The 26432-nt window shown below is 30.3% G+C and carries 23 protein-coding genes; 2 read left to right on the plus strand and 21 right to left on the minus strand.

Annotated features, from left to right (window positions below):
• Positions 1-16 precede the first annotated feature (16 nt).
• A complete protein-coding gene (locus L1S46_RS00910; RefSeq protein WP_077829069.1) occupies positions 17-379 on the plus strand; it encodes an Hpt domain-containing protein in 363 nt (120 codons plus the stop codon).
• Between the two features lie 127 nt (positions 380-506).
• On the opposite strand, the gene L1S46_RS00915 is transcribed toward L1S46_RS00910, so the two are convergent.
• The 9 genes from L1S46_RS00915 to L1S46_RS00955 form a co-directional block, all read right to left on the minus strand.
• Positions 507-1064 (minus strand): hemerythrin family protein, encoded by a 558-nt coding sequence (locus L1S46_RS00915; protein WP_238898867.1) that lies wholly within the window; start codon positions 1062-1064, stop codon positions 507-509.
• A gap of 93 nt (positions 1065-1157) precedes the next feature.
• Entirely contained in the window at positions 1158-1385 is a 228-nt protein-coding gene (locus tag L1S46_RS00920; RefSeq protein WP_012060969.1) for a hypothetical protein, read from the minus strand.
• Positions 1386-1418: 33 nt separating this feature from the next.
• The gene (locus L1S46_RS00925) at positions 1419-1826 is read right to left on the minus strand and encodes a bacteriohemerythrin (RefSeq protein ID WP_012060970.1); all 408 of its coding nucleotides are present in this window, start codon (positions 1824-1826) and stop codon (positions 1419-1421) included.
• 118 nt (positions 1827-1944) lie between these two features.
• On the minus strand, positions 1945-2352 hold the full coding sequence (locus L1S46_RS00930; protein WP_012060971.1) for a response regulator: 408 nt from the start codon (positions 2350-2352) through the stop codon (positions 1945-1947).
• 26 nt (positions 2353-2378) lie between these two features.
• The gene (locus L1S46_RS00935; RefSeq protein ID WP_238898870.1) at positions 2379-3851 is read right to left on the minus strand and encodes a hybrid sensor histidine kinase/response regulator; all 1473 of its coding nucleotides are present in this window, start codon (positions 3849-3851) and stop codon (positions 2379-2381) included.
• 41 nt (positions 3852-3892) lie between these two features.
• Positions 3893-5497, minus strand: coding sequence for a methyl-accepting chemotaxis protein (locus tag L1S46_RS00940; protein WP_238898873.1), 1605 nt, complete (start codon positions 5495-5497; stop codon positions 3893-3895).
• A 15-nt stretch (positions 5498-5512) separates the two neighbouring features.
• A complete protein-coding gene (locus L1S46_RS00945) occupies positions 5513-6010 on the minus strand; it encodes a chemotaxis protein CheW (RefSeq protein WP_023975970.1) in 498 nt (165 codons plus the stop codon).
• 34 nt (positions 6011-6044) lie between these two features.
• Positions 6045-8669 carry a methyl-accepting chemotaxis protein gene (locus L1S46_RS00950; RefSeq protein WP_238898875.1) on the minus strand — a complete coding sequence of 875 codons (2625 nt, stop codon included), beginning with the start codon at positions 8667-8669 and terminating at the stop codon, positions 6045-6047.
• Positions 8670-8767: 98 nt separating this feature from the next.
• Positions 8768-9139, minus strand: coding sequence for a response regulator (locus tag L1S46_RS00955; RefSeq protein ID WP_238898877.1), 372 nt, complete (start codon positions 9137-9139; stop codon positions 8768-8770).
• 442 nt (positions 9140-9581) lie between these two features.
• Between L1S46_RS00955 and L1S46_RS00960 the strand changes: the two genes are divergently transcribed.
• On the plus strand, positions 9582-10238 hold the full coding sequence (locus tag L1S46_RS00960) for a response regulator transcription factor (RefSeq protein ID WP_039773002.1): 657 nt from the start codon (positions 9582-9584) through the stop codon (positions 10236-10238).
• 11 nt (positions 10239-10249) lie between these two features.
• Here the strand turns inward: L1S46_RS00960 and L1S46_RS00965 are convergent, their stop codons facing one another.
• The 12 genes from L1S46_RS00965 to L1S46_RS01020 all read right to left on the minus strand — a co-directional run bounded on the left by L1S46_RS00965 (position 10250) and on the right by L1S46_RS01020 (position 26402).
• A complete protein-coding gene (locus L1S46_RS00965) occupies positions 10250-11275 on the minus strand; it encodes a chemotaxis response regulator protein-glutamate methylesterase (protein ID WP_065418538.1) in 1026 nt (341 codons plus the stop codon).
• A 42-nt stretch (positions 11276-11317) separates the two neighbouring features.
• Complete coding sequence (locus tag L1S46_RS00970; protein ID WP_238898879.1) at positions 11318-12133, minus strand: protein-glutamate O-methyltransferase CheR; 816 nt, start codon at positions 12131-12133, stop codon at positions 11318-11320.
• Between the two features lie 15 nt (positions 12134-12148).
• On the minus strand, positions 12149-13870 hold the full coding sequence (locus L1S46_RS00975) for a methyl-accepting chemotaxis protein (RefSeq protein ID WP_238898881.1): 1722 nt from the start codon (positions 13868-13870) through the stop codon (positions 12149-12151).
• A gap of 52 nt (positions 13871-13922) precedes the next feature.
• A complete protein-coding gene (locus L1S46_RS00980; protein ID WP_238898883.1) occupies positions 13923-15971 on the minus strand; it encodes a chemotaxis protein CheA in 2049 nt (682 codons plus the stop codon).
• A 257-nt stretch (positions 15972-16228) separates the two neighbouring features.
• Complete coding sequence (locus tag L1S46_RS00985; RefSeq protein ID WP_238898885.1) at positions 16229-16963, minus strand: flagellar motor protein MotB; 735 nt, start codon at positions 16961-16963, stop codon at positions 16229-16231.
• Positions 16964-16980: 17 nt separating this feature from the next.
• A complete protein-coding gene (gene motA / locus L1S46_RS00990) occupies positions 16981-17766 on the minus strand; it encodes a flagellar motor stator protein MotA (RefSeq protein WP_023975979.1) in 786 nt (261 codons plus the stop codon).
• 575 nt (positions 17767-18341) lie between these two features.
• The gene (locus tag L1S46_RS00995; protein ID WP_238898887.1) at positions 18342-20066 is read right to left on the minus strand and encodes a methyl-accepting chemotaxis protein; all 1725 of its coding nucleotides are present in this window, start codon (positions 20064-20066) and stop codon (positions 18342-18344) included.
• Positions 20067-20356: 290 nt separating this feature from the next.
• Entirely contained in the window at positions 20357-21799 is a 1443-nt protein-coding gene (locus L1S46_RS01000) for a glycoside hydrolase family 1 protein (protein ID WP_238898889.1), read from the minus strand.
• 424 nt (positions 21800-22223) lie between these two features.
• Positions 22224-22919, minus strand: coding sequence for a manganese catalase family protein (locus tag L1S46_RS01005; protein ID WP_105411629.1), 696 nt, complete (start codon positions 22917-22919; stop codon positions 22224-22226).
• A gap of 323 nt (positions 22920-23242) precedes the next feature.
• On the minus strand, positions 23243-24349 hold the full coding sequence (locus L1S46_RS01010; RefSeq protein WP_238898891.1) for a DUF362 domain-containing protein: 1107 nt from the start codon (positions 24347-24349) through the stop codon (positions 23243-23245).
• Between the two features lie 384 nt (positions 24350-24733).
• Positions 24734-25525 (minus strand): AAC(3) family N-acetyltransferase, encoded by a 792-nt coding sequence (locus L1S46_RS01015; protein ID WP_238898893.1) that lies wholly within the window; start codon positions 25523-25525, stop codon positions 24734-24736.
• 25 nt (positions 25526-25550) lie between these two features.
• The gene (locus tag L1S46_RS01020; RefSeq protein ID WP_238898896.1) at positions 25551-26402 is read right to left on the minus strand and encodes an AraC family transcriptional regulator; all 852 of its coding nucleotides are present in this window, start codon (positions 26400-26402) and stop codon (positions 25551-25553) included.
• Positions 26403-26432: the final 30 nt, after the last annotated feature.

Here is a 26432-nt window from a genome sequence, read left to right on the forward strand (position 1 = left end):
AGGAGCTATATAATTTATGAATTACGACAAAAATTATGACATAATTGGTTTTTCAAATGATTTAGGACTTAATCTTCAACAAGTGTCAGAACTTTATGCTGAATTGATTAATGAATTTAATCTAGCACTATCAGAGTTAAAGACCGCCATGATTGGAAGTGATTTAGAAAATATTCAAAAAATAATTCATAATTTGAAAGGTCTTTCCGGAAATTATAGAATAGCTGATCTCTATGAGGAAACTACTAAAATTAATAATTTATTGAAAAACAGCAATTATAATAATATCGAATCGCATTTAAGTAATCTACTTACTGTCATCTCCATAGCCTTAAAAAAAATCAGAAGCTTCTTTTATCAGAGATCTATACTAATATAAATATATAATAAAAAAAGACTGTACTAAAGAATTATTATTTAAATAGAACCTATGAAATAGCTCTTTTCTGAGCATCTATTTCATAGGTTCCATTTTCGTTCTTAGTACTATCCTTTTAAATTATCAGCTAATTTCTACGACTATTTATTAGGAATTCTCCTAGATCTTTATCTGCGGTTAGCATATGTTTTCTACACCATTTAAATATTTTTTGTTGCATATGTATAATAAATAATGTTGATATTTCTCTGGTTTCTAAGAAGCTTCTTATGTCCCTTAAGCAATCTTTGAATTCTTCGTGCTGCATCTGCTGAATCTCTAATCCTGGATAGTTATTTTCCTTTTGAATTGCTTCTTCTTCATTAATATGACGAATTGCATGTTCTTCAAGAGAATCCAACGCCTTAATAATCTCTATCTTGCTTTTTTCTTCATTCATAGCACTTACCAAATTATTAATTAATCTAAATAATTCTTGATGCTGTCTATCGATATTATCAACTCCAGTGGATAACACAGCATCCCAATTTGAATTCATAAAATGCATAAGTACCTCACCACTAATATTGATTCTGCTAATATCCATAATAACCGACTCATTATCTTCATGAGTAAACTTTACCATTGATGACGCTATTTTATTATTTATTAATCCTCTTTCATCCTTTTTCAATACTTCATACATATTTCATACACCCTCTCATAATTTATACTTCTATACCCAAATATCATTATCTATATATAATCCTCACCCTAAAATTTTAAATGTTTAGCATAATTAATCTACACAAATATATTCATTAACAATTTCTTCTGGTAATTCTCTGTAATCAAATGGTGATATATCATCAATTTCAAATTTGACTAACTCCATAACCTTTATTAATACCCTATCCATTTTTACTAGAAATTCTTCCTTTTCTTCTGCCTTAATAACAAAACTATTGAATGGAACATTATATTTATTTACAAACTTCAAATTTAAATTTACAACCCAACTTCTCATATATGTATCCCCCTTATCCAAAATATCTTAATATTATTTAGAATTTTCTATTAAAAATTTTCCTAAATCCTTATCTAGATCTCGTATATGACTCTTCCACCAAGTTGACATTCTATTTTGTACCTTTATCACAAATAATGCAGATGTTCCAGTAGTTTCAAATGTCCTTCTCAATTCTTTAAGTTCTTCTTTAAACTCTTCATGCTGTTTATGTTGAATGCTATATTTAGGATAATTATTTTTCTTTTGAATTTCTTCTTCCTCAGTAAAATGCTTTATAACATAATCTTCAAGGAAATTTAAAGTTCCTATAACCTCATCCTTACCCTTTCCTTCTTTCATGGCAATCAATAGTTTATTAATACGATCAAATAGTTCTTTGTGTTGATTGTCAATATTTACAATCCCCGTTGCTAAATTATTGTCCCAATTTAAATTCATAATAAAACACCCTCTCATAAATTACTTTTAATAAGTTGCTTTCTTTATATAAAGATATCTTCTGTACGAATACAATTTAAAACACCCTTGCCTATACCAGATACCTATATAATTTAAATTATTTTTTATCATCTATATCTAAATTTAATTTCTTCATAACTTCGATTAATTTATCAGTATTTATTGGCTTAGTTACATACACTTCACACCCTAGTTCAAAAGCATTTTGGACATCTTTTGCATTATCTAAGGCCGTAATCACAAACTTTTTAGACAAATTTTCATAGGTTATTTGTTTTTCTTTCTCAATTGAATTAATCATCTTCAGTGCTTTTAACCCATCTAACTTTGGCATCATTATGTCAAGACATACAACATCATATGGATCTTTCTCCTCCACTGAAAACATAAATGCCTGGACAGCTTCCTCTCCGTTAACTACCATATCGCAATCACCATATTGTGAAAAAAACTTAAATAAAAACCGTCTATTTACATAATCATCTTCCGCAATAAGAATTCTCATATACCAACCTCTTTTCCACCCAAATTTTATATATGCATTAGACTAATAATGCGTTCTCTCAATTGCTCAAAAGTCACTTTTACTTTTTCCTCATTTCCCCTTCGTGCATTTGCTTTCAACTTAAATCCCATCATCACTAGTTCATCAAATTTAGAAATAACTATAGAGTTATTTATAATCTCTGCTATCTTTTCAATTTTGATTAGATTATTATTTGCCTCGTCCATTTTTTCAACTAATCTTCTTAATTCTGTGTTTAAATCTGTGCTTCTATTTATTTCATTCGAATTTTCGAAATTTCTTTTCTCTTGTAATTCATATGAATTAATATTCACTTTTCCTCTCTTTACTAGTCTGAAAGCCGCTGTAAAACTAAATGTGCTTCCTAGTCCCATATGACTTTCAACGTAAATCCCTCCCCCTAATATTTCAACCAATTGTTTTGACAATGCAAGTCCTAATCCAGTTCCATTATATTCACGGGAATAAGAATTATTTAATTGACTAAAACTTTTAAATAATAAATTCTTATCTTCTTCATTAATTCCTATCCCGGTATCTTTAACTAAAAACCTTAAAATAATCTTTTCTCCTATTATTTGCTCAGCCTTAATTATTAATGAAATTCTTCCTCCATCTGTGAATTTTATTGCATTACTTATCAAATTGTTAAGTATTTGTTGTAACTTTTCAGAATCTCCATACAATAAATCCGGAATTTCATCTGAATCATTATATTCTAAAGTAATTCCTTTTTTTCTTACATCGTATGAATAGATTTTAAGTGTGTTATGTATTAGATTTTTAAGATTAAAATTCGATTCCCTCAATTCCATTTTTCCTGCTTCTGATTTTGAAAAATTCAGTATCGCATTCACAATATTAATCAATGAATAAGCACTATCTTTTGCAATTAGAAGATTTTCTCTCAATTCATCTTTTAACTCACTATTCATTAATGTAAGCTCAATCATCCCTATAACACCATTAAGTGGCGTCCTTATCTCATGACTCATATTTGCAAGAAAATTACTTTTTGCTTTATTTGCTGCTTCTGCTTCTTCCTTTGACCTTATAAGAAGATTTCTCATCTCTTCCTCTACTCTTTTTCTCTCAACCCTTTCATGCAAATCCTTAAGTTCTCTTTTTACAACCATTCCAAGACGTGCCATTTTATCCTTCATGATATAATCCTTGCATCCAGCACGCATGGCTTCAACAGCTGTCTCCTCCCCAATTTCACCTGATACTATAATAAATGGTATATCTAACTTTGTTTCATTTAATATTTTCAATGCTTCAATAGAATTAAAATTTGGCATTACATGATCAGATAGAATTATGTCCCACTCCTTACAATTTAACGCCTTTCTTAAATCTTCTGCATTTTCTATTTGCTCATAGTCTACATTGAAACCACTTCTTTTAAGCTGTGCTACCTCAAAATTCAAAGAGGCTTTTGAATCTTCTATTATCAAAACTCTAATATCATTTATCATAGGCTTCACTCCATGGAACTAATTTTAAATCATTCATATTTTTACATCATATCAAAATCTATGTTTTTAATTGAATTATTTACTAAACAGCTTTTAGTTTCCCTTAATTTAAATTTTGAAACTTGATCTTTCAACATCTCTGCTTGAGATGCCAACTCTTCGCTTGCAGATGCACTTTCTTCTGCTGTCGCTGAATTAGTTTGCACTACTGCTGATATCTGAATAACCCCTTGATTAATTTGAGATATTCCTTCTGCCTGTTCATTTGAAGCTACTGCTATTTGATTTATGAATTCAGCAACCTTCACAGTATCTTCTACAATTTTATTTAGTGCTTCAGATGTCTGTTTTGCTATCTTAGTTCCCATTTCTGCCTTTCTAATAGCGCCCTCAATCATCTCTGCAGTTTCCTTTGCAGCTTTTGCAGATCTTGCTGCCAGGTTTCTAACTTCCTCTGCAACCACTGCAAAACCTTTTCCATGCTGTCCAGCCCTTGCCGCTTCAACCGCCGCATTTAAAGCTAAAATATTAGTTTGAAATGCAATTTCATCAATAACTTTTATAATCTTATATATACTTGTTGAAGCATTGTTTATATCTTCTACCGCTATTTTCATTGCTTTCATTTGCTCATAGCCTTCTTGAGCATTTATTTTTGCGCTAACAGCAATTTCATTAGCATTTGTGGAGTTCTCTGCATTCATTTTTGTTTGGGCAGATATCTCTTCAATAGATGCTGTTAATTCTTCAATAGAGCTAGCCTGTTCCATAGCCCCTTCTGAAAGTGCTACACTTGAATCAGAAACTTGTTTTGCCCCTGCTGAAACTTGTTCTGTTGCTGAATTTATATTGCAGATAGTATTGTTTAATTTTTCAGTCATTCTCCTAAAAGAAAGAGCTAATAATCCAATCTCATCTTTACTCTCCACATTAATATTTATATTAAAATCTCCATCAGCAATTTTATCTGCTACTCTTATTATTTTGTTAACTGGTCTACTTACTGATAAAGAGATAAATACTCCTATTAATACTGATACAATTACTTCTATTATTAAAATTATTGTTGTTAATAATGTTGTGTTATCTGCTGTTTTGCTATTACTATCAGAAGTTTCTTTAGCTAAGTTTTGTTTTATATCTGTATATGCTTTTAAATTTGATTGAAGCTTTTCTAAAATTGGCTTTCCTTCTGAATATAAAATATTAATTGCTTCTTGATTTTTATTTTGGTTCTTTAGTTGAGTTATTCTACTTATGAGATTCATATAATCAGACTTATAAAATTTTAAATCCTCAATAATCTTTTTTCCTTCAGTAGTTAAAGTCGTTTCTGACAATTTATTTAAGCTATAATCAAACTTATCACTATTATCCTTAATTTGACCCATATAATCTTGAATTTCTGATACATTATCTGTAAGTAGGATATCTCTAGTATTCGCTCTTATATTATTAAAGTTATTAGAAATCTCAATAACATCTCCCAATGGCTGAGTCATTTTATCATATAATTTAGTATCAAGATCGCTAATTTTATTTATATTAGAAATACAATAAATGCCCGTAATACCTGCAATAAAAGCTGCAAATAAGAATCCCAGAAGTATTTTTAAACCTATTTTCATATCTTTGAACCATTTCATAATAATGTCCTCCATCTATTGTTCAATGTTATTTAGAGTTTCAGCATCCTCATCGTTTATTAACTTATTACAATCTAAAATTAATTTAACTTGATTATCTATTTTTCCTATTCCCTTTATATACTTATTGCTAACTTTGCTTAGATTAGGTGGAGGTACAATGTCTTGATCTGGTATTATTAGAACCTCAGAAACACTATCAACAATAAGACCTATTGATAAGTCATTAATATCTATTACTATTATACAAGTCCTATCATTATACTCCCTGAAATCCTTCTTAAATCTCAATCTCACATCCATCACCGGAATTATCTTTCCTCTTAAATTAATAATTCCTCTTATATAATCTGGAAGTTCTGGAACTAAAGTTATAGGTTGTATTCCAATAATCTCTGTGACATTATTAATTCCTATACCATAAGATTCATCATCAAGTATAAATGTAAGGTATTTCCCCTTCTGAGTATCTTCTTCCATATCTGAATTATCATTAATTATATTTGTATTCATGCTAACACTTCCTCTCTTCTACTAGAAATCAATACTAATACTTTCCAAACTCTGTGTCATCTAAATTAATACTAATTTTTTTTCTTATGTTAGGGCCTTGTCCAAATTTTCTATCATCTATGGCATTTTCTAGCCTTGATGCTTCCTTTTCTTCTATACTATCTAAAAATATTTTATTTGAATTTCTCTTTTTTAGGTTGAATTGAGCAACCCTTTGTTTCAAAGTTTCTGCCTGACTAGACATCTCTTCACTCGAAGAGGCAGTTTCTTCTGATGTCGCAGAATTTATCTGAGTAACTCTCGATATTTGTTCAATCGCTTCATTTATTTGTGATACTGCAGTTGCCTGTTCATTACAAGATGCTGCTATTTTTCTTACTATCTCAGAAGTGCTGCTAATATCGTTAACTATTGAACTTAGTGATTCTGCTGTATTGTTAGCTATTTGAGTTCCAGAATTCACTTTTCTTATTGACCCTTCTATCAAAGCTGTTGTTTCTTTAGCCGCATTTGCACTTCTACCTGCAAGATTTCTAACTTCTTCAGCAACTACCGCAAATCCCTTTCCATGCTGTCCTGCCCTTGCGGCTTCTACTGCTGCGTTAAGAGCCAATATATTAGTTTGGAAAGCTATTTCATCTATCACTTTTATTATTTTAGAAATATTTTCAGATGCTTCATTAATCTCATTCATAGCCTTTAGCATAGTACTCATTTCTGTATTTCCATTAATAGCATTAGTTGTGGCTTTTGTAGCCAGCTCATTAGCTTCATTAGCACTTATAGCATTTAATTTTGTTTGTTCTCCTATCTCTGAAAGTGAAGCAGTTACTTCCTCCACAGCGCTTGCTTGTTCCGCAGATGCTTGCGATAGGTTTTGGCTTGCATTTGAGACTTGTATTGATGCTGAAGCCACCTCATTTGCTGATATATTTATATCAGTAAGTACTTGATTAATTTCTTGTACAGATAAATTTAAAGCGTTCATTATATTTCCATAATCACCTTTATAAGAATTCTCAATGCGAACATTGAGATTACCTTTTGACATCTCTTCTAAAATACTTTTTATTTCTCCTATTGGCTTAGCAAAAGCATCAACAGCTTTATTTATTATACTTATGAGTTCTTTAAAGCTTCCTGTATATTTTTCACTTTCACCTCTAATATCTAAATTTCCTTCAGCCGCTGCTGAAAGAACCATTATTTGTTCATCAACAACTTTAAGAATATTAGATTTTAATCCATGCAGACTTTCGTTTGCAATTCCATATCTTCCTGGCAATTTTTCAAGCGCAACTGAGAAATCTCCTTCTGAATAAGATTTTAATACTGCAAATATTTTTATTAATACATCTATAGATATCCACATTCCATCATTAACACTTTGAGCCATTTGCCTATATACCCCATCGAATTTTGAAACATCTATTCTATCTCTTGTATTACCTAATTTAAATGTATCATTCATCCAATTAACTTCTTTAACAAATAAATTTAAAGTATCAATTAATGTATTCAGATTGTTCTTTATTTTATTAAATTCACCTTGGTATTCATTTTTAATCTTTTCTGGTACATCCCCATTACTTATCCTTTTCACGTAATCAGCTGTGATATTAATAGGTTCAACAAACGCATCAATTACATCATTAATTCCATCAATCATTTTAGCCCATGATCCATTAAACTTGGATGAATCTATCCTTTTTGCTAAATTTCCTGATTTAATTTCATTGGCTATGTTAATCTGTTCCTTAGATATATTTAATAAATTATTTCTTAAGTCTTCTATATGCTCATTTACTAATCCATACCTTCCTGGAAATTTTTCAAGCTCAACTGTAAAATCTCCTTTTGAATATGATTTAAGCACTGCAAATAGCTTAATAAATACTTCTATCGATATCCATGTAGTATCATTAATACATTCCAACATTTCTTTATAAGAGCCTTGAAATTTTGTAGCATCTATTTTATCTCTTGTATTCCCTAATCTAAAGCTTTCTTTGAACCAATTAATATTTTCCATTACATTATTGAGATTATCTATAAGTTTATTAATGCTTATTTTCATAACATTAAATGACCCTATTTCCTCCCTAGTGTATTTCTCATTGAATTCTCCTTTACTTATCTTTTCTATGTAATGTGAAGTTGCTCTAATATTCTTTATAAACACATTCATTGTTGCTAAACTCTTCCTATGTACATTTCCCCATGCCCCTGAGTATTTTGATAAATCTAAAGCTATATCAAAATTACCTTTTTTAATGCAATCTTCAATTAAATTAGAATCATCGATCAGATTATTTATATTTTTTTGTATCTGTTTAAGTGAATTAGCTAAATCCCCGAATTCATCAATAAAATCCACCTGTATATCTTCATCAAATTCTCCGTTAGCAATTTTCCTTGTAATATTATTAATTTTTCTTATATGTTTGTAGATGAAATTTATTAGTAATAATCCCATGATTACTGTGATTATTATAGAAAACAGTAATATTATTATCATATTAATTCGCATTTCTTTTATATCTGCCACGTTTCCCACTCCGATATTAAATGCGGCAAACAAAGCAATTTCCATAGCTATAATACCTGTAAATATTAACCCAATTTTATTTTTTATTTTCAGATTACTTACCTCAAACATCTTAATCCATCCCATCTAACAAAATTTACTCTTATGATGTTATCTTAAATTTCAAGTTAATTTCCTAATGCTTTCAATTACATGCTTATCTTAAAGTTTTATTTTCTAATATTTCTTTCAATATTTAATAATTGTTTAGATACAATGTCTTCCCTGAAAGGTTTTACTATAAAAGATATAGCTCCTGCTAGCATAGCCTCCTTAACTTGGATTTCATGCGATAATGACGAAATTACTATAATCTTTGCATTTGCATCTATTGACTTAATGATCTTTATTGCCTCTACTCCCCCAAGTTCTGGCATGGTCAAATCCATTGTCACAATATCTGGTTTTAATAAATTATATAGTTTTACGGCCTTTATACCAGTATCAGCTTCACCTATGATCTCAAATCCGCAATTTTGTAAAATAGATTTTAAAGCGAGTCTCATAAATTCCGCATCATCTACTACTAAAACTCTTTTCATATAATTTTACCCCCATGAAATGCTATAAAAATACCACTTTTCCTTTAATTTTATTTTAAATGTTTTTAAAATTGGTTTGTAGTACCACAAGTCATGTAGTATCATGCAAATTGCACAATTAATTTGTATAAATATGCTGATTGCATTTTTATTTAGAATCCACTTCATATAGTTGACATTTATAAGCGATTTTCACCACGAATAGTAACCTAACCTTTATAATTTAATTCAAAAATTAAATTAATACAGTTTTACACATAAAATTTTATTAGTTTATTAAGATTAGCTTTATACATTGTTCATGTATTTGTAAAATGTTATAATTTATATTAGAGTCTACAAACGATTAATCTGTGTTTTCATTAGATTTAATAAATATTATTTGTCTATTTTTCACGAAAATTTAATATATTGCTTATTTGGGTAAAGAGAGGGTTCGTATATGACAAGAGTAATTATTGCAGAAGACCAGAAACTTTTACGAGAAAGTTTTAAAAACATAATTGAAAATAACAGTGATATAAAAGTTGTAGCTTGCGCTACTAATGGAAATGAAGCTTATGATCTATGTAAAGAATATATGCCTGATGTTGTTTTAATGGATCTGTCTATGCCTATATGTAATGGTACGGAAGCTACAAAACTAATAAAAGCAGAACTTCCATCAGTTAAGGTGCTAGTTTTAACTGCATCTAATGATAAATCTGATGTTACAGATGCTATAAGTAATGGTGCTGATGGATATATCTTAAAAGATATAAGTACTGAGGAACTTATACTATCTATAAAAAGCACCTCACTAGGACTTGGCATAATTACTAAAGATATCTTAAGTCCTATGATACTAAATCTGCGTAAGGAAAATAAAAAAGCTAAGAAAAAAATTATTGATATTAATGGTATAAATATATCATTAACTGAAAGAGAACTAAAAATAGTATCTATGATTGTTGATGGAAAAGATAATAAAGAAATTGCATCATCTTTATTTATTGCTGAAGGTACTGTTAAAAATATTATTACAGAAATAATTTCAAAGCTTAGTTTGAGAGATCGTACTCAACTTGCAGTTTATGCTGTAAAAAATGGACTAGTATAAATAGTCCATTTTTATTTTAACATATCGCAAATAACACTAGGTATATTTGAAATAGCCACTTGCTTTTCAACGGCTCCAATTTCAAAGGCAACTTTTGGCATACCATATACAACAGAGGATTTCTGATCCTGTCCTATAGTTCTTGCCCCTGCTCTTCGCATTGACATAAGCCCCACTGCTCCATCATGCCCCATTCCTGTTAGAATAACTCCTATAGCATTTTTCGATGCCACCTTAGCCACAGATTCGAAAAGCACATCTACAGATGGACAATGTCCATTAACTTTATTACCTTGAATAGTTTCTACAATGTACTTATCCGCAGCCTTCTTAAGTTTCATATGTTTATCTCCTGGTGCTATCAAAACCTTACCTGGCTCAATAGTATCTCCAGTCTGAGCTTCTTTAACAGTAAATTGTGTTTGCAAATTTAATCTATCTGCAAACATTTTAGAAAACACTGGTGGAATATGTTGCACTATAATTATCCCTGGAATATCTTTTGGAAGATTTTTCAATAGGTTATAGATAGCCTCTGTTCCTCCAGTAGATGCTCCTATAGCAATCACTTTATTTTTAACATTTACGCTCTTTTCCATTCCTCTGTTGCTAGTACTCTTTGAAATCTGACCTAAATTAGCAGATAGATTTACATTTGCTGCTCCTCTAATTTTAATTATTAGCTCATTAATAAAAACTTCAAATCCATTAGGAGTTCTAGCATCAGGCTTACTTAAAAAGTCTACTGCTCCTGCATCCATAGCATCGAAGACTACATCGCTTATAGAACTTACAACTATTATTGGAATTTTATATTGAGGAAGAAGCCTTTTAATAAATTCTACACCATTTAATTTTGGCATTTGTACATCACAAATCATAACATCAGGATTTAATTCTAATAGTTTATCTCTAGCATCATATGGGTCTACTGCTTTTCCAACAACCTCTATATTAGGTGCCGTCGATATTCCTCTTGATATTGCTTCCCTAAATACTATACTGTCATCAACTATTAAAACTCTAATTGATCTCATTAACTTCACCTTCTTAGCCCTTTAAATTATCTTAAGATAGCCCTATTCCTTTCTATATACAGATGGCATTATATACTTGAATCCAGCTGTATCACCACTTAGTGATTCCGAATGCCCTATAAAAAGATATCCACCGTACTCCATGCTGTTATAAAATTTACGGATTAGCTCATTCTTTGTTCTATTATCAAAATAAATCATTACATTTCTACAGAAAATAACATGGAACTTTTTCTTAAACGGAAATACATCTTCCATTAAATTAAATTTTCTATATATAATTTCATTTTTAATATTCTCTGAAAATACGAAATTTTCCTCATCGTATTTTTTTAAATAATTCTTCTTCCACATCTCCGGTAATGGTGCGATTTGTTCTTTATGATATATTCCATTTTTAGCAATGCTTAATACCTTTTCGGATATATCTGTGGCTAGTATTTTTTTATCCCACCATAACTTTTCTTGTTTAAAGAATTCGCTTAATATCATGGCAATGGTGTATGCCTCTTCTCCAGAGGAACATCCTGCTGACCATATTCTTAAATCTTTGTCTCTTACTGAATTAATCAAATAAGGAAGTACTTTCTCCTTCAAGTAGTCAAAATGTGTTTTCTCACGCATAAAATATGTATGATTTGTTGTAATTTTATTGAGCAGTGTACTAACTGCCTTTCCACTCTTATCAGAAACTACATATTGATAATATTGAGAAAAATCTTCTATATTATGCTCTGCTAACACATTATGGAGCCTTCCAATTACCAACATTTTTTTTTCTTCCCTGAGATTAATCCCATAGTTCTCTTTTATATAGTTGGATAATTGAGCAAATTCTTTTTCCGTAATTGAAATCATATAATCACCTTATCTCTAATATTTTCCAAATTCGTTATCACTAAGTATTATTTTTTTAGAATTTGATACTTTTCTATCTAAGTTTTTATCTCTTGTTTCCCTTAAATCTCTTGTGTTTTTACTAATATCATCATGAATACTATGGTTCATATAGCTATTGTCCAAGCTAGTCATTGAACTTCTAGCACTTGCTAATTTAAACATTTGAACTTGTTCCTTTAAAACTTCTGCCTGACCTGCTAGTTCCTCACTTGCAGCTGCGCTTTCTTCTGAAGTCGCTGAATTGCTTTGTACAACTTGTGATATCTGTATTATTCCTTGTGATATTTGTGAAATTCCTGTAGCTTGTTCTTCAGATGCATCTGATATACCATTAATTATTTTTGCAACCTCTTCTATATCACTAACAATACTTTCGAGCGCATCTGCAGTTTGATTTGCTATATTGGTTCCATCTTGAATTTTAACAATTGATTCCTCTATTATTTCTGTAGTTTCTTTAGCTGCCTTTGCAGATCTTGCTGCTAAGTTCCTAACTTCTTCAGCTACAACAGTAAAGCCTTTTCCATATTGACCTGCTCTAGCGGCTTCTACAGCAGCATTTAAAGCAAGTATATTAGTTTGAAATGCAATTTCATCAATCACCTTAATAATTCTTGATATATTATTAGAAGAAACATTAATTTCATCCATTGCCTTAAGCATTAATTTCATTTCATTATTTCTTTTTCCTGCATTTGTTTTAGTACTATCTGTTATAATATTGGCCTTTTTAGCATTTTCAGCATTTACTGATATTTGAGAAGATATTTCTTCGATAGAAGCTGTCAATTCTTCAACAGCACTTGCTTGCTCTGTAGCCCCTTGCGATAAAGCTATAGTTGAGTCTGCTATTTGTCTAGATCCAACTGTAACTTGCTCTGCCGCAAAGCCTATCTGACCAATTACTTCATTTAATCTATATTTCATTCTTTTCATTGATTCTGATAATATTCCAATTTCATCTTTTGAGTCATTAATAATCTCTACATCTAAGTTCCCTTTACTAATTTCACTTGTTACAGTCATAAGCTTCGCTATAGAGTTACTTATAGCTTTTGAAATAATAATGCCAAGTGATATGGCTATAATTATAGCTACTACTATTACAACAATCATAGTTACAACAGCATTATTAACCTCTGCTGAATACTCACTAGATTTACTAAATCCCCCTGATTCTTTTAATTGAAATAAATTATCTACAGAATTATTTATTTCATCAGATAGATTTAAAGTTGAATCTTGCCCCATTAAAGCAAGCGCTTCATCATTTTTACCTGAAAGAGATAAATCTATAATTTTATCTTTTATTCCATCATATTTATCTAACATCGCATTAAGATTATAAAATTCAGTTTTTGCTTCCTCACCTTGAATTGACTCTTCAAATTTTTTTAAACTCTCCTGAATCTTTGCATCGTAATTTTTTATTCTATTAACATAGTCACTCATGTCTCTTCCATCTCTATACATTGTAATATTATTCAAATTTATCTTAAGTCTTTGAAATGATATAGATACATTAGCAATATCAGCAATTGATACTCCATAATCTAAATATAAGCTAGTATAGTTCTGATCTACTTTTTTTATTTTTGTAATTCCTATAACACCGACTATTCCAGCTAATAAAGCCACTACTATAAATCCAATTATTAATTTTGTTCCAACCTTTATATTGTTTAACCACCTCATATTCTTTCCCTCCATTAACCACTTATTTTAATTAAACTTAAATTTCTAATATCTATACTGTTGTCATTAATCCGTCCATATCAATTATTAAGCTTATATTCCCATCTCCCAAAAGAGTACATCCAGCTAAATCCTTAATATTTCTAATATTCTTTATATAATCTGGGAGAGCTTTAACAACTACTTGTTGTTGTCCTAATAACTCATCTACTAAAATGCATACCCACTTTTCATCCTGCTCTATCATTATTAGAATTCCATCTGACAATTTATCTGTATCAGTTCTTATAGAAAAATGCTCGTTTAATCTAAGTATAGGATAGCATTGACCTCTAACCATAATAATCTCATTATTATCTGGATCTTTTATAATATCACTTTCTTTCGGTCTAAAAAATTCTTTTATAGAACTAGTTGGAAGAGTGTATCTAGAATTTCCAACTCTTACATTCATTCCGTCTATAATTGCAAGAGTTAATGGTATCTTAATGGTGATACTTGTACCAAATTCCAACATACTATCTATACTAACCGTTCCCCCTATCTTTTCAATATTTTTTACTACAACATCCATCCCTACTCCTCTGCCACTAAATTCTGATACAGCTTCTTTAGTGGAGAATCCCGGTAAAAATATCAAATTAAATATTTCTTTTTTACTCATTTCACTTTCATCTTTAGTAAGTAATCCATTTTTTCTTGCTTTTTCTAGTATCTTTTCTTCATTCAAGCCTTTGCCATCATCTTTTACCATAATTAAGACATCGCTACCTGCATTTTTAGCTTCTAACACCAGATTTCCTACTTGCTGTTTTCCTTTATCAATTCTTTCTTCTACTGTCTCTATTCCATGATCAATGGAATTACGAACTAAATGCATTAAAGGGTCTGATATATGTTCAATTATATTTTTATCTACCTCTGTTTCTTCCCCTATGATCGTTAATTTGACTTCCTTATCCATTTTCTTACTCATATCTCTAACAATTCTATTCATCTTTTGAAATGTTGCAGAAAGTGGAACCATTCTTATTGACATTACTGTATCCTGCATCTCTGCTATAATCTTACGAAGTTGCCTTGCCGATTTTTGAAAATTATCAATTTCAAGCCCAATTAAATCCGGATTTTGTGTAACCATTGATTCCGAAATTACTAACTCCCCAATAAGATCCATAAGTCTATCCGCTTTAACTACACTTAGACTTATAAATCCTTGATGAGAAGATATTTTTTCACCTTTCTTTTCTTCTTCCTTCTTGCTACACTCTTTTTCTATAGCTACTTCTTCTATAACTTCTTTATTGTCTAAAAATTCATCATCATCTTCTCCCATTAATCTAATATCAAGTGCACTTAAAAAAACAGTTTCATTCAAAATTGTTTTTACATCTTCTAGATTTAAGTCTGAAGAAAAGAATATTTTAAACCCATTCTTCTTGATTTCTTCACAGGCTTTTTCATCATCATCTATTATATTTTCTGGTGAACTACATATTATTTCAGCTACTTCTGATAGTTTGTGAAGAATGCCAAAGCACCTTATGTTTTCCATTCCGCAATCTTCTGAAAACTGAATTTTAGCTTTGTATTTTTGATTAGATGCGTCCCTTTTACTTTTTGCGCTGGTTATAAAAAATTTTTGCTGCTCAAAATTATTCTCATTAGGAACTGTATCACTATCAATTGTTTCTATTCCTTTGAGTTCATTTAAAAACTCCTTTATGCTAGTAATTTTATTTGCGCAATCTCCATCTGGTGTATTTCCTTGCTGAATTTTAGAAATTTCGCCTTTGATAAAATCAATTGAATCTAATACAATATCGCTTAATATATTGTTATCAACTTCATCCGGATTATTTTCTCTAAGATAATAAAATAAATCTTCAACAGAATGAGAGAGTCCAGAAATGTTATTAAAAAGCATCATAGCTGATGATCCTTTGACTGTATGCATAATTCTAAATATTTCATCTATCGAATTTGAGAACCCATTTTCTTTTTCTCCATCAATAACTAATTGCTCTAATTGTTCTATAAGCTGAGTTGTTTCAAAAATATACATATCTAACATAGATTCATTTATAAAGCTTTCCGACATCTTAATTCCCTCCTTTTTTTACATATTTCCTATAAAACGTTAATCTCTCTATATTCTATATTAAATTTTTTATTGCAATCTTTTAAGTCCCTTAAGTCATTGATTTTGATGCAAAATGCACTACTATACTACATATAAATGCAAATTGCACAAAATATCTTGAATTCTATATAAAAAGAGCATTCAATCTCTATGGATTAAATGCTCTGAATTATCTATATGTAAAATTTCTTATTAATCTCTTAACTGTTATTTAGTTAATTTGATTTCTCCTCTGTAGGCACTGGGTATTTACGTACCACAAAGATTTCTACTCTTCTATTTTTAGCTCTTCCATCCTCTGTTGCATTAGATGCCTTAGGCATATGTTCTCCATAAGCCTGTATTGATATCTTCTCCTGATTAATACCTCCTGTACTAACCATATAATTCAACACATTTATAGCACGCATAGCACTTAAATCCCAATTGGAACGAAACTTCCCATTATTAATTGGCACATTATCAGTATATCCTGCAACCTTAATTTCATTATCTAATCCATAAAGCATATGTGAAATCTTTAGAAGCAATGGTGATACATTATTTAATACATCTGCTTCACCTGAATTAAAAAGTACAACATCTTGTATAGAAATTGCTAATCCCTCACTATTAAGATCAACTTTAACTTTATCAGAATAGCCTTCTTTTTTAATTTCTTCTTCTATCATCTTTTTAACTTCAGTCATTTTGTCTTCTTCAGCCTTATTATCACTAACACCAGACTCCTCCATAGGAATTGCAGAGTTACCATCTTGATGCATAACACCAGATCCACCAGCAAATATTATATTAAATTCTTTAGCCATTGACTGAAGTTTTGCCTTATCTGTTTGTCCCATCGCAAACATAACGATAAATAGTGCTAGTAGAAGTGTTAACATGTCTGAATATGGAAGAAGCCATGCTTCATCTACATGCTCTTCATGATGTTGCTTTTTCTTACTCATCACTTTTCTCCTTTTAACTAATTATCATTATTATTTTCTTCAAATCTTACTCTTTGCTTTGGTTCAAGCATTCCTACTAACTTTCTTTCAATACTCTTTGGATTATTTCCTGCCTGAATAGCTAGAATTCCTTCAAGCATAATATTCATATTTTTTATTTCTTCTTGAGATTTTCTTTTTAACCTATTTGCAAATGGATGCCATATTAAATATCCAGTAAAGATACCATAAACAGTTGCAACAAAGGCTGATTTTATACTTTCTCCAAGCTTTTCAATATCATTAAGATTTCCAAGAGCACCTATTAATCCTATAACAGCTCCTAAAACTCCAAGTGTTGGCGCTGTACCACCTGCTGTTGTAAACGCTGTAGCACCAAGACGGTGTCTATCTTCCATACTTTCAATCTCTATTTCTAGAACTTCTTTTATAAGATCTGGTTCTAAACCGTCAACCACCATTTCTAATCCTTTTTTCATAAATTTATTTTCTAGGCCTTGTATAGTACTTTCTAGAGATAATAATCCATCTCTTCTAGTTGTTTGAGACATCTCTACGAGCTGTGCTATAATTTCAGCTGGATCTTCTTGCCCCTTAGCACTAAAAAGAACACCAAAAATCTTAGGAATCTTAGTAAATTCTCCTTTTGGAAAAGAATTTAGCAAGGCTATTACAGTACCTCCAATAATTACCAGCAACGCTTCAAGACTCATAAGTACTTGAAGGCTCGCTCCCTTTTCTAGCATGGCTGCAACTACGATTATCAAACCTCCAATAAGACCTAAAATTAAAAATATATCCATGTTTGTCCCCCTTTATTGTTCTTCGCACGTCATATGATTAAATGTTATCTTTTTATTAGCAATATAACATATAATTACATTTTTTGTCGTTTTTCTTAATCATTTGGAATCTACAACCTATAACTATAATACCATAATCTTGAACAATCGAAAACTATATTTTGACATATTATATAACATAAATTCTATATATTCTGACCTTATCACATCTTTATTTTCCATTATTCATTTAATTTGTTAAACATGCTAAATTTAAGTTAAAATCTATTTATCAGCATTATCTTTATTGTCGAAATAGAGTTCGCTTTCTGTTATATGAATACAAAAATGCTGCTTTAATACATGGATTATTTAAAAATCTATACTAATTTTATTCAATATAAAACAATTACAAACCTTACTAAACAAAAAAGTAGGTATTGGAGCACTTTACTAATTCATCAAACACTAATTACTACCCTATTATAAATTAATGTACAATTCATCTATGGTTAATAATCACTTCAAGCAATTAAAATCTTTTATATGAATTGTACATCTATTTCTTCATATTTAATAACTAAAATTCCTAGAAATTATATTTTAAATTTCTCTATGGTCTCTTCTAATTTCTTTGCTAGAGTAAGCTGTTCTTTTGCATTAACTGAAATATTCTTCATAGAAGAGATTGAATTACTCGAACTATTTTCTATGCTGTTAGTGCTCTCAGAAGATCTTTGAGACATTTGGGCCATATGTTGAACCGCATCTGATACTTGACTTATTACTTCATTAATTTCCTCAGACATCCTTGCTAATTCGGAGGACATGGAATTTACGAAGTCTGCATCCTTATAATACTGCTTTCCTATATGCGAAAATTCCTCAAACTGTTTATTTACATCCATATCCATGAACTGTAAAAGTTCATTACTACTTAAAGATAGGTCATTGAAAGATTTTTCTACTTTTCCAATAACTTTTTTAACATTTTCAACTGCTTCTGAAGATTGATCTGCAAGTTTTCTAACTTCTTCTGCCACTATAGCAAATCCTCTTCCTTGTTCTCCTGCCCTCGCAGCTTCTATTGCAGCATTTAATGATAACAAGTTTATTTGCTCAGCTATTGCAGAAATAGCATTGGCCATAATCCCAATCTCATGCACTACCTTTCCTTCTTCAATAGCTTTAATAATCTTTTCTTCCTTCTCATGATATACTTTACTTATAGATTGAATTGCCTTATTACTACTATTCTCTACGGTATTTGCTCGTGCTTTTATATTTGTGACATTACTTGTTCCATCCATTGCCTTTTCAGATAATATATTAACGGTCAAGTTTACTTCTTTTACAGATGCAGATATCTCCTCTGCAATTGCACTATTTTCTTGAACACTCGTATTTATTTTCTTTGTTTCTTCATTTACTGCAATTAAATTATTACTTATTTCATTTACAGATATAGTCAAATTTTCACTGGACGAATTTACATTATGTATATTTTCAGTTATTGCACTTATAAGTTCACGTACATTTTGCTGTGCCTTATTCAAAGTATCTGCTGTTTGTCCATATTCATCATATCTCTTTAAAACTAAATCCTCTGAAAAATCGTAATTCGAAAGTCTAGTTGCTAAATTCTTTATTTTAAATAACACTTTTGATGAATCTCTTGATATTGCTATTCCAACAAACAAAGTTATTAAAACAGAGAAAATTCCCAACACAATAAATTGAATTTTAGTAAAATCTATAGATCTCTCCATGTTGCCCTGAGTTTCACTTGCTGCTTTTTCCATTACATCTGTTATCTGATTTATATCCTCCCTAGATTCAGCAAACTTTTTATTAAACTGTTCCTTATTTTTTACCTCTCCTGTATCTACATCAAAACTATCTAACCAGCCTTGATAATTGCTTTGAAATTCATCATAAAGTTCAAACACATTTTTGTTGCTTTCATTATGTTTAATATCTTGTAAAGATGCCTTAATTGGAAGTAACATATTTATAGCATTGCTTGTTCTATCTTTTGCCTGACCTATGTTATCTTTTAAATCTTTTATATTCTTATTCTTATCAGGTTCACTTATGTTCGTATCACTTAAATTATTCTGAGCAACAAGAGCCTGATACATATCTCTATCTGCATTTAGTATAAGGCTATTTACCTTATATAATTTTTCATAATACATATCTGTTAATGTTCCATAAGTGTTTGTGATTTTTAGTATTCCTTCTATAGACAAAAATATAACCGCAATCAATGGTATTATTACCATCAACATCAATTTTGTTCTAATCTTTAAATTCTTCAATAAATCCCCTCCCTTTAACAACAAATTTCTTATTTTTTATTTTCAAATTCCTTCTATTTTTCAACAATAATATTATTGAAATAAAATATAGTTATTAAATTCTACACAATCTTACTAATTCCTTTCCATTTTTGTATTCTATTTTAAAAATTTAGTATTTATAATCTTATATAAAGTTATTAATCAGCTAATTCTTTTTAACATTAATTTATAAAACAAAATAGATAAGTTTAAAGGAGTTATTGATAAAATCAACAACTCCTTTAAGCTTATCTATAAACTTACATATTTTATAATTCTTCTCCATTTGTCTTTATGACATTTTCATACCAATAATAGCTATCCTTCTTATAACGATTCATTGAAGCGCCTTCTTCTTCTTCACGATCTACGTAAATGAAACCATATCTTTTTTGATAGCCATTCAACCAACTTAATAAATCTGTTATAGACCATGTACAATATGCAATCACTTCTGATCCCTCATTAATAGCTTCTTTTAATTCTTCTATATGTGCCTTCAAGTACGCTATACGATAGTCATCATGAATTTTATTATCCTCAGTCTTTTTGTCAAATGCACCTAATCCATTTTCAGAAATAACTATTGGTAAATCATATCTACTTGTAATAGTTCTACAGCACATTCTTATACCCATAGGATCTATTGTCCAATCCCAGTCTGTAGTTTTTAAATATGGGTTTGGAGGATTTTTAAATAATCCAGGAGTTCCACTAACTTGTGCTGATCCTTTTTTTCCTGTTGTATTCATTTCAGCCATTCCAACGCCATCAATTGGGTTATACTCAACGACTGCTGTTTGGTAGTAATTAACTCCCATAAAATCTACTTGAGCTGCTGCCTTCATAAGTTCCGCATCCCCATCTTCAAATACAGGTGCTACCCCTTGACCTTGTAGATATTTTAATGCAGCTTTTGGATATCTTCCGTATGCATAAACATCCATCCACCAAAATGATTGTAAATCATCATAATCTACTTTTGCTATATTATTTACTGGATTGCAGTCTATTGCATAGCTAGGTGAAAACGCAAAGCTTGCCCCTATCTTACCATCTGGCACTATTTTTCTAAAAGCAAGCACTGCTTTTGCATGAGCTAAATTTGCATGATGATTTACTTGATAGAACATCTTTAAATCATTCTTCTTTCCTGGTGGATGCACTGCCATTACCCATCCAAGACTTGTAAATATATTTTGTTCATTTAATGTTATCCAATACTTTACTTTATCTTTATAGCGTTTAAATAAAGTAATAGCATAATTCTCATAATCATCAATTATATTTCTACTTTCCCAACCATTATATTCTTCATGTAAAGCTATAGGTAAATCCCAATGATATATTGTAACCATTGGCTCTATTCCATATTTTAAACATTCATCAATTACATTGTCATAGAATTCTAATCCCTTCTCATTAACTTCGCCTCTTCCTTTTGGGTAAATTCTTGGCCAAGATATAGAGAATCTATATGTTTTTAATCCCATTTCCGCCATTAATGCAATATCTTCTTTATATCGATGATAATGATCAACAGCTACATCACCATTTGTTCCTTTGAATGTTTTTCCTGGGATTCTTACAAACTCATCCCAATTACTTCTTCCTTTTCCATCCTCTTCTGCAGCCCCTTCTACTTGGTATGCAGCAGATGCACTTCCCCATAAAAAATCATCTGGAAAACCATGCTTTTCTTTAAAATACATTCCTTTATCCTCCTACCAACAAACTTTCTATTATATCTTTATTAAAATTCTTTCAACAAAATACTATCCTTATTATTAACGACTACTTACAATTCTAGACTACCACAAACTTATTACACTTGTCCATATAATTTATAACTTTTATTTTGAAATGTAATGTCATTTACTTAATAATATTATTATTTAATACGCTTTTATAAAACTCTACTATCCTATATATGTTGTGATAGTAAATTTACATTTATGTCTCTGGTAAGCTACAAGCTGCGTTATTAATATAATTTATAAGCTTAATCGCAATATATATTAATTTTTCAAAGTACAACATATGGATTTTTTAATATAATCCATTTACTTCAATATAATAAAATAATCCTATGCAAAATTAATAATACATAATTTCGGCATAGGATCTTTATATTTGCTAAGACCTAGTAGTTTTCCTACTATTTTCACGTGGGTTTTTAAAGCTAGGAGGTGTTGGCTCAGGATTGTCAAAATACCTTCCAGGAGTTGATAAGTCAAAGTATAATCTAGAATCCTTTGTTACACCAAAATCTTTATTTGATGCTCTATCTTGCACCTTATTTAATGCTTCTCTAAATAGTGCATTGTGTGCTTCCTCTCTGTTTAATAGAAAATCTATTGTCTCTTTTACGTATTTATCATTAATTTGACGATATAGATATTCATATACAACCTTTGCTCTTTGCTCAGCTGCTATATCAGATAATAAGTCTGCTGCAATGTCTCCTGTAACATTAACATAATCTGCAGTCCAAGGATGTCCTGATGCATTAATAAGTCCTGGTGCAAGACCTGTCAATACGTGAGTTTCTATTTCTCCTCCAGGAGTTTTAGTATAATCAACTTCATGTCCATTTAGTAAATTTATAGTTTGTGCTACCATTTCCATATGACTTAATTCTTCAGCTGCAATATCTAAAAATAAATCATGAATTTCAGGATCTTTTACCCTAAAACTCTGTGAAAGGTACTGAAGTGCTGCCTTTAGCTCGCCATTTGCACCACCTAGCTGTTCTTGCATTAATACAGCATATTGTGGATTTGGTCTCTCTACTTTTACATCTCTAAGTAATGGTTTTTCGTGTTTAAACATTGTACTTGCCTCCATTCATCTCAGTTAAAATTATTTACAAAGTTAGTATTTAATAATCCAATACTTATTATTCAAAACTCTAAATACATAACTGTGATAAATTTACATTTGGTATTCTAGAACGTTATCACTTTTAGTAGAATTACAATACTGAAACTAAATTACAAAATATATAACGCTTTTCTACTTGATTTAATGTGTATTTTTTTAATTTATTAAACAAAAATACCCGCATCTCTGCAGGTATAAATTTATATTTTTTTATTTGTGGCTTACTAAAATTAAAGCATATAATTTCTAAAGCTTCAGAAATATGTTTATCTCTAAATTGTTATCAACTCATATTCCTTATTGCCTAAGCCTAATTCCACAGCATAGTCAATAGCAACTTTCCAGTCTGTTTCTGGACTAACATTAGTAAAGTGATCATTGTGCTTACAACCGCTCTTTTCAAGAAGGCTACCTTTCACAACTGGCTGCTTATTTACTGCGTCTGCACAGGCTACATCTAATGCTACTGGATCAAAGGATGCAAACATACCTACATCTGGAACAATCGGTACATCATTTTCCGCATGACAATCACAATATGGTGATACATCAATTACCAAGCTGATATGAAAATTTGGTCTTCCATTCAATACTGCCCATGAATATTCAGCTATTTTTTTATTTAAAATATCATTTGATTCATCTGATGCTGGCATAACTGCATCCATTGGACAAATTCCTATGCAACGACCACACCCAACACATTTACTGTGATCGATGAGTGCTTTTTTATCTTTTAAACTTATTGCACTATGTGCACAGTTTTTAGCACACATACCACATCCAACACATTTATCTTCATAAACGCTAGGTTTTCCACTACTATGCATTTCCATTTTTCCTGCGCGCGAACCGCATCCCATACCTATATTTTTTAAAGCGCCTCCAAAGCCTGTTAACTCATGACCTTTAAAATGATTTAATGATATGAATATATCTGCATCCATAATCGCATGACCTATTTTAGCTTCTTTTACATATTTCCCACCGGTAACTGGAACCAAAGCTTCATCAGTTCCTTTTAAACCATCTCCAATTAATATATGGCAACCTGTTGAAAACGGACTATATCCATTTTCATATGCTGAATTTAAATGATCTAAAGCATTCTTTCTGCCTCCTACATATAGAGTATTGCAGTCTGTTAAAAATGGATTTCCTCCTAATTCCTTAATAGTATCTACCACAACTTTAGCAAAATTAGGGCGCAAAAATGCTACATTTCCTGGCTCGCCAAAGTGAATCTTAATTGCTGCATATTTCTTCTCAAAATCAATTTGATCAATTCCTGCACTCTTAATTAAACGTTTTAACTTCTGCAATAAATTTTCCTTAGCTGTTGCTTGCATATTAGTAAAATATACTTTCGATTTTTCCATTCTAAGTCCCTCCCAATTATTTATAAGCTAATGTACTAATTTAATTATAGATTTTAGAGTTAACTCTAAGTCAATACATATAGTAAAAAAATCTGATAAAATGAAAAGTTAATTTCTTGTCGGAAAGGATAAATTCATCTTAGCCGAAGTTAGTCTTGCACTATTTTTTGTAAAATGAAAAAGTAATACTCCTTAAGAAAACTGGTAATGTTAAAGCTGGAGACATTGTTTTAGATATTAAATAATTATTGAGAGCGAAATAATATTTAACTAAACATATAAGAAATTTTAGCTGCTATTATTTTAAATATAGAAAATCACGACATTTGATTATTGATTGTCGTGATTTTTTTAATTTGCTCATTATAATATTACTTTATATGATTATTTTCTATTTTTTTCAATCCATTCAACTGCAAAATCTACAATTTCTCGTTGTCTCATGAATCTTACATCCGCATTCCCTATTTTTGTATTTTCAACTCTATACTTTTTCTCAAAATCAATTCCTATATCTATAAAATCTTCACCATCAACATATAACGTTGAATACGTAACCCATTTACGCTCGCCATCTTTCATCATTGCACAACTGTTTTTCTCCATATGCTTTGATGGATAATCAGCTCTTTCATCTGCTAAATGAATAGATGTATTTTTATCATATCCAGTTCCCAATAGTAATACATATCCATCTAAATCATATAATTTCCCAATTGGAGAACTTCCTCCAAAAATATCGCTTAAATCATGGTTGTTTATTAAATATTGTGCATTTTTTCCCCATGCAGCAAAAGACCTTACAGGATGATCACTTCTTAAAACACCCGGCCACTTTCTAAACATTTCTGCTACTGCTCCCATAGTATTTGTTGGAGTAATATCCTTATCATATGCTGGCCAATTATCTCTTATAATATCCCACCACTCTATTGGTTCCTCCCAATGTACACCATATGCTGGGTCCATGTTTTTCCATGTCTGTGTAGGCATAATTATAGTTCCATCTTTTCCAACTAACTCTATTAACGCTTCAATTATGATTTGTGGGCCTCCACAAACAAATCCAAAACTTTTCATTGAAGTATGAACTATAATATTTTGTCCATTTTTTACACCAAGTTGTTGCAGCACATTTACTATATCTTTTTTAATTACAATTTTTCTGTCACCCATACCCTTTCCCTCTCAACTTTAATATTTAGTTTTTATTATCTCTTCTATATTTCATAGGAGTGCAACCTACTATATTCTTAAATAGTCTATTAAAAGTTTTAATGCTATTAAATCCACAGTTATAGGCTATCTCTGCAATAGTTTCATCTTCCTCAATTATACGCCACTCTGCTTTTTTAATTCTATAATTATTTAGATAATCTAAAAATGTTACCCCAGTATTTTCTTTGAAAAACTTTGTAAAGTAATATTTACTAAACCCTATAGACTTTGAAATGTCATCTAAATCAATACGCTCTTGATAATTAGTATCCACATATTGAAATACACTATCCATTTTCTTTAATCTTTCCTTTTCACGGCTTAAGTCTTCAGATGAATATGCTTGCTTAGGTATATATCTAAGTAGTATACCTGCCAGATCATATAATCTAGCTTTTATTATTAACTTATATCCTTCCTCAGCCTTACTATATTCATTGATAATCTCATTTATGTGCCTCTCCATTAGTGCATGAATTTCATTCCCCATGGTTAAATGTATTGATTGATTCCACATAGGTTTTATTATTTTAGTATCTTTCGTTCCAGAAAGAAAATTGTCATATATGGAAGTTCTAAATTGTATTACAGCTCTATTACTGAATTTTTTCTCTTTAAAAAAACAATGTATTTCTCCACCACCAATTATAAGTATGTCACCTTGCTTTAAATCATAAGTATCTCTGTTAATACATGCCTTTAGTGTACCTTCCACAAGATAAATAATTTCTATATCTTCATGCCAGTGATGTGGTGTATTAGAATACCCATCATTAAAAAACAATCTAAAAGGAAATTCAGGTTCTAATACTGTTTTTTCAAAACTCCCATGCATAAATATCTCCTCCAAAATAATTACAATTAA

Source organism: Clostridium sp. YIM B02500 (assembly GCF_022324665.1).
Taxonomy (GTDB): domain Bacteria; phylum Bacillota; class Clostridia; order Clostridiales; family Clostridiaceae; genus Clostridium; species Clostridium beijerinckii.

Excerpts from the sequence above, each read along its gene's own strand:
- L1S46_RS00920 (WP_012060969.1), bottom strand. The coding sequence starts at position 1,385 with ATGAGAAGTTGGGTTGTAAATTTAAATTTGAAGTTTGTAAATAAATAT.
- L1S46_RS00980 (WP_238898883.1), bottom strand. The coding sequence starts at position 15,971 with ATGTCGGAAAGCTTTATAAATGAATCTATGTTAGATATGTATATTTTT.
- L1S46_RS01000 (WP_238898889.1), bottom strand. The coding sequence starts at position 21,799 with ATGTATTTTAAAGAAAAGCATGGTTTTCCAGATGATTTTTTATGGGGA.
- L1S46_RS00985 (WP_238898885.1), bottom strand. The coding sequence starts at position 16,963 with ATGAGTAAGAAAAAGCAACATCATGAAGAGCATGTAGATGAAGCATGG.
- L1S46_RS01020 (WP_238898896.1), bottom strand. The coding sequence starts at position 26,402 with ATGCATGGGAGTTTTGAAAAAACAGTATTAGAACCTGAATTTCCTTTT.
- L1S46_RS00960 (WP_039773002.1), top strand. The coding sequence starts at position 9,582 with ATGACAAGAGTAATTATTGCAGAAGACCAGAAACTTTTACGAGAAAGT.
- L1S46_RS00970 (WP_238898879.1), bottom strand. The coding sequence starts at position 12,133 with ATGATTTCAATTACGGAAAAAGAATTTGCTCAATTATCCAACTATATA.
- L1S46_RS00930 (WP_012060971.1), bottom strand. The coding sequence starts at position 2,352 with ATGAGAATTCTTATTGCGGAAGATGATTATGTAAATAGACGGTTTTTA.
- L1S46_RS01005 (WP_105411629.1), bottom strand. The coding sequence starts at position 22,919 with ATGTTTAAACACGAAAAACCATTACTTAGAGATGTAAAAGTAGAGAGA.
- L1S46_RS00950 (WP_238898875.1), bottom strand. The coding sequence starts at position 8,669 with ATGTTTGAGGTAAGTAATCTGAAAATAAAAAATAAAATTGGGTTAATA.
- L1S46_RS01010 (WP_238898891.1), bottom strand. The coding sequence starts at position 24,349 with ATGGAAAAATCGAAAGTATATTTTACTAATATGCAAGCAACAGCTAAG.
- L1S46_RS00915 (WP_238898867.1), bottom strand. The coding sequence starts at position 1,064 with ATGTATGAAGTATTGAAAAAGGATGAAAGAGGATTAATAAATAATAAA.
- L1S46_RS01015 (WP_238898893.1), bottom strand. The coding sequence starts at position 25,525 with ATGGGTGACAGAAAAATTGTAATTAAAAAAGATATAGTAAATGTGCTG.
- L1S46_RS00935 (WP_238898870.1), bottom strand. The coding sequence starts at position 3,851 with ATGATAAATGATATTAGAGTTTTGATAATAGAAGATTCAAAAGCCTCT.
- L1S46_RS00925 (WP_012060970.1), bottom strand. The coding sequence starts at position 1,826 with ATGAATTTAAATTGGGACAATAATTTAGCAACGGGGATTGTAAATATT.
- L1S46_RS00955 (WP_238898877.1), bottom strand. The coding sequence starts at position 9,139 with ATGAAAAGAGTTTTAGTAGTAGATGATGCGGAATTTATGAGACTCGCT.
- L1S46_RS00975 (WP_238898881.1), bottom strand. The coding sequence starts at position 13,870 with ATGAGGTGGTTAAACAATATAAAGGTTGGAACAAAATTAATAATTGGA.
- L1S46_RS00940 (WP_238898873.1), bottom strand. The coding sequence starts at position 5,497 with ATGAAATGGTTCAAAGATATGAAAATAGGTTTAAAAATACTTCTGGGA.
- L1S46_RS00945 (WP_023975970.1), bottom strand. The coding sequence starts at position 6,010 with ATGAATACAAATATAATTAATGATAATTCAGATATGGAAGAAGATACT.
- L1S46_RS00965 (WP_065418538.1), bottom strand. The coding sequence starts at position 11,275 with ATGAGATCAATTAGAGTTTTAATAGTTGATGACAGTATAGTATTTAGG.
- L1S46_RS00910 (WP_077829069.1), top strand. The coding sequence starts at position 17 with ATGAATTACGACAAAAATTATGACATAATTGGTTTTTCAAATGATTTA.
- motA (WP_023975979.1), bottom strand. The coding sequence starts at position 17,766 with ATGGATATATTTTTAATTTTAGGTCTTATTGGAGGTTTGATAATCGTA.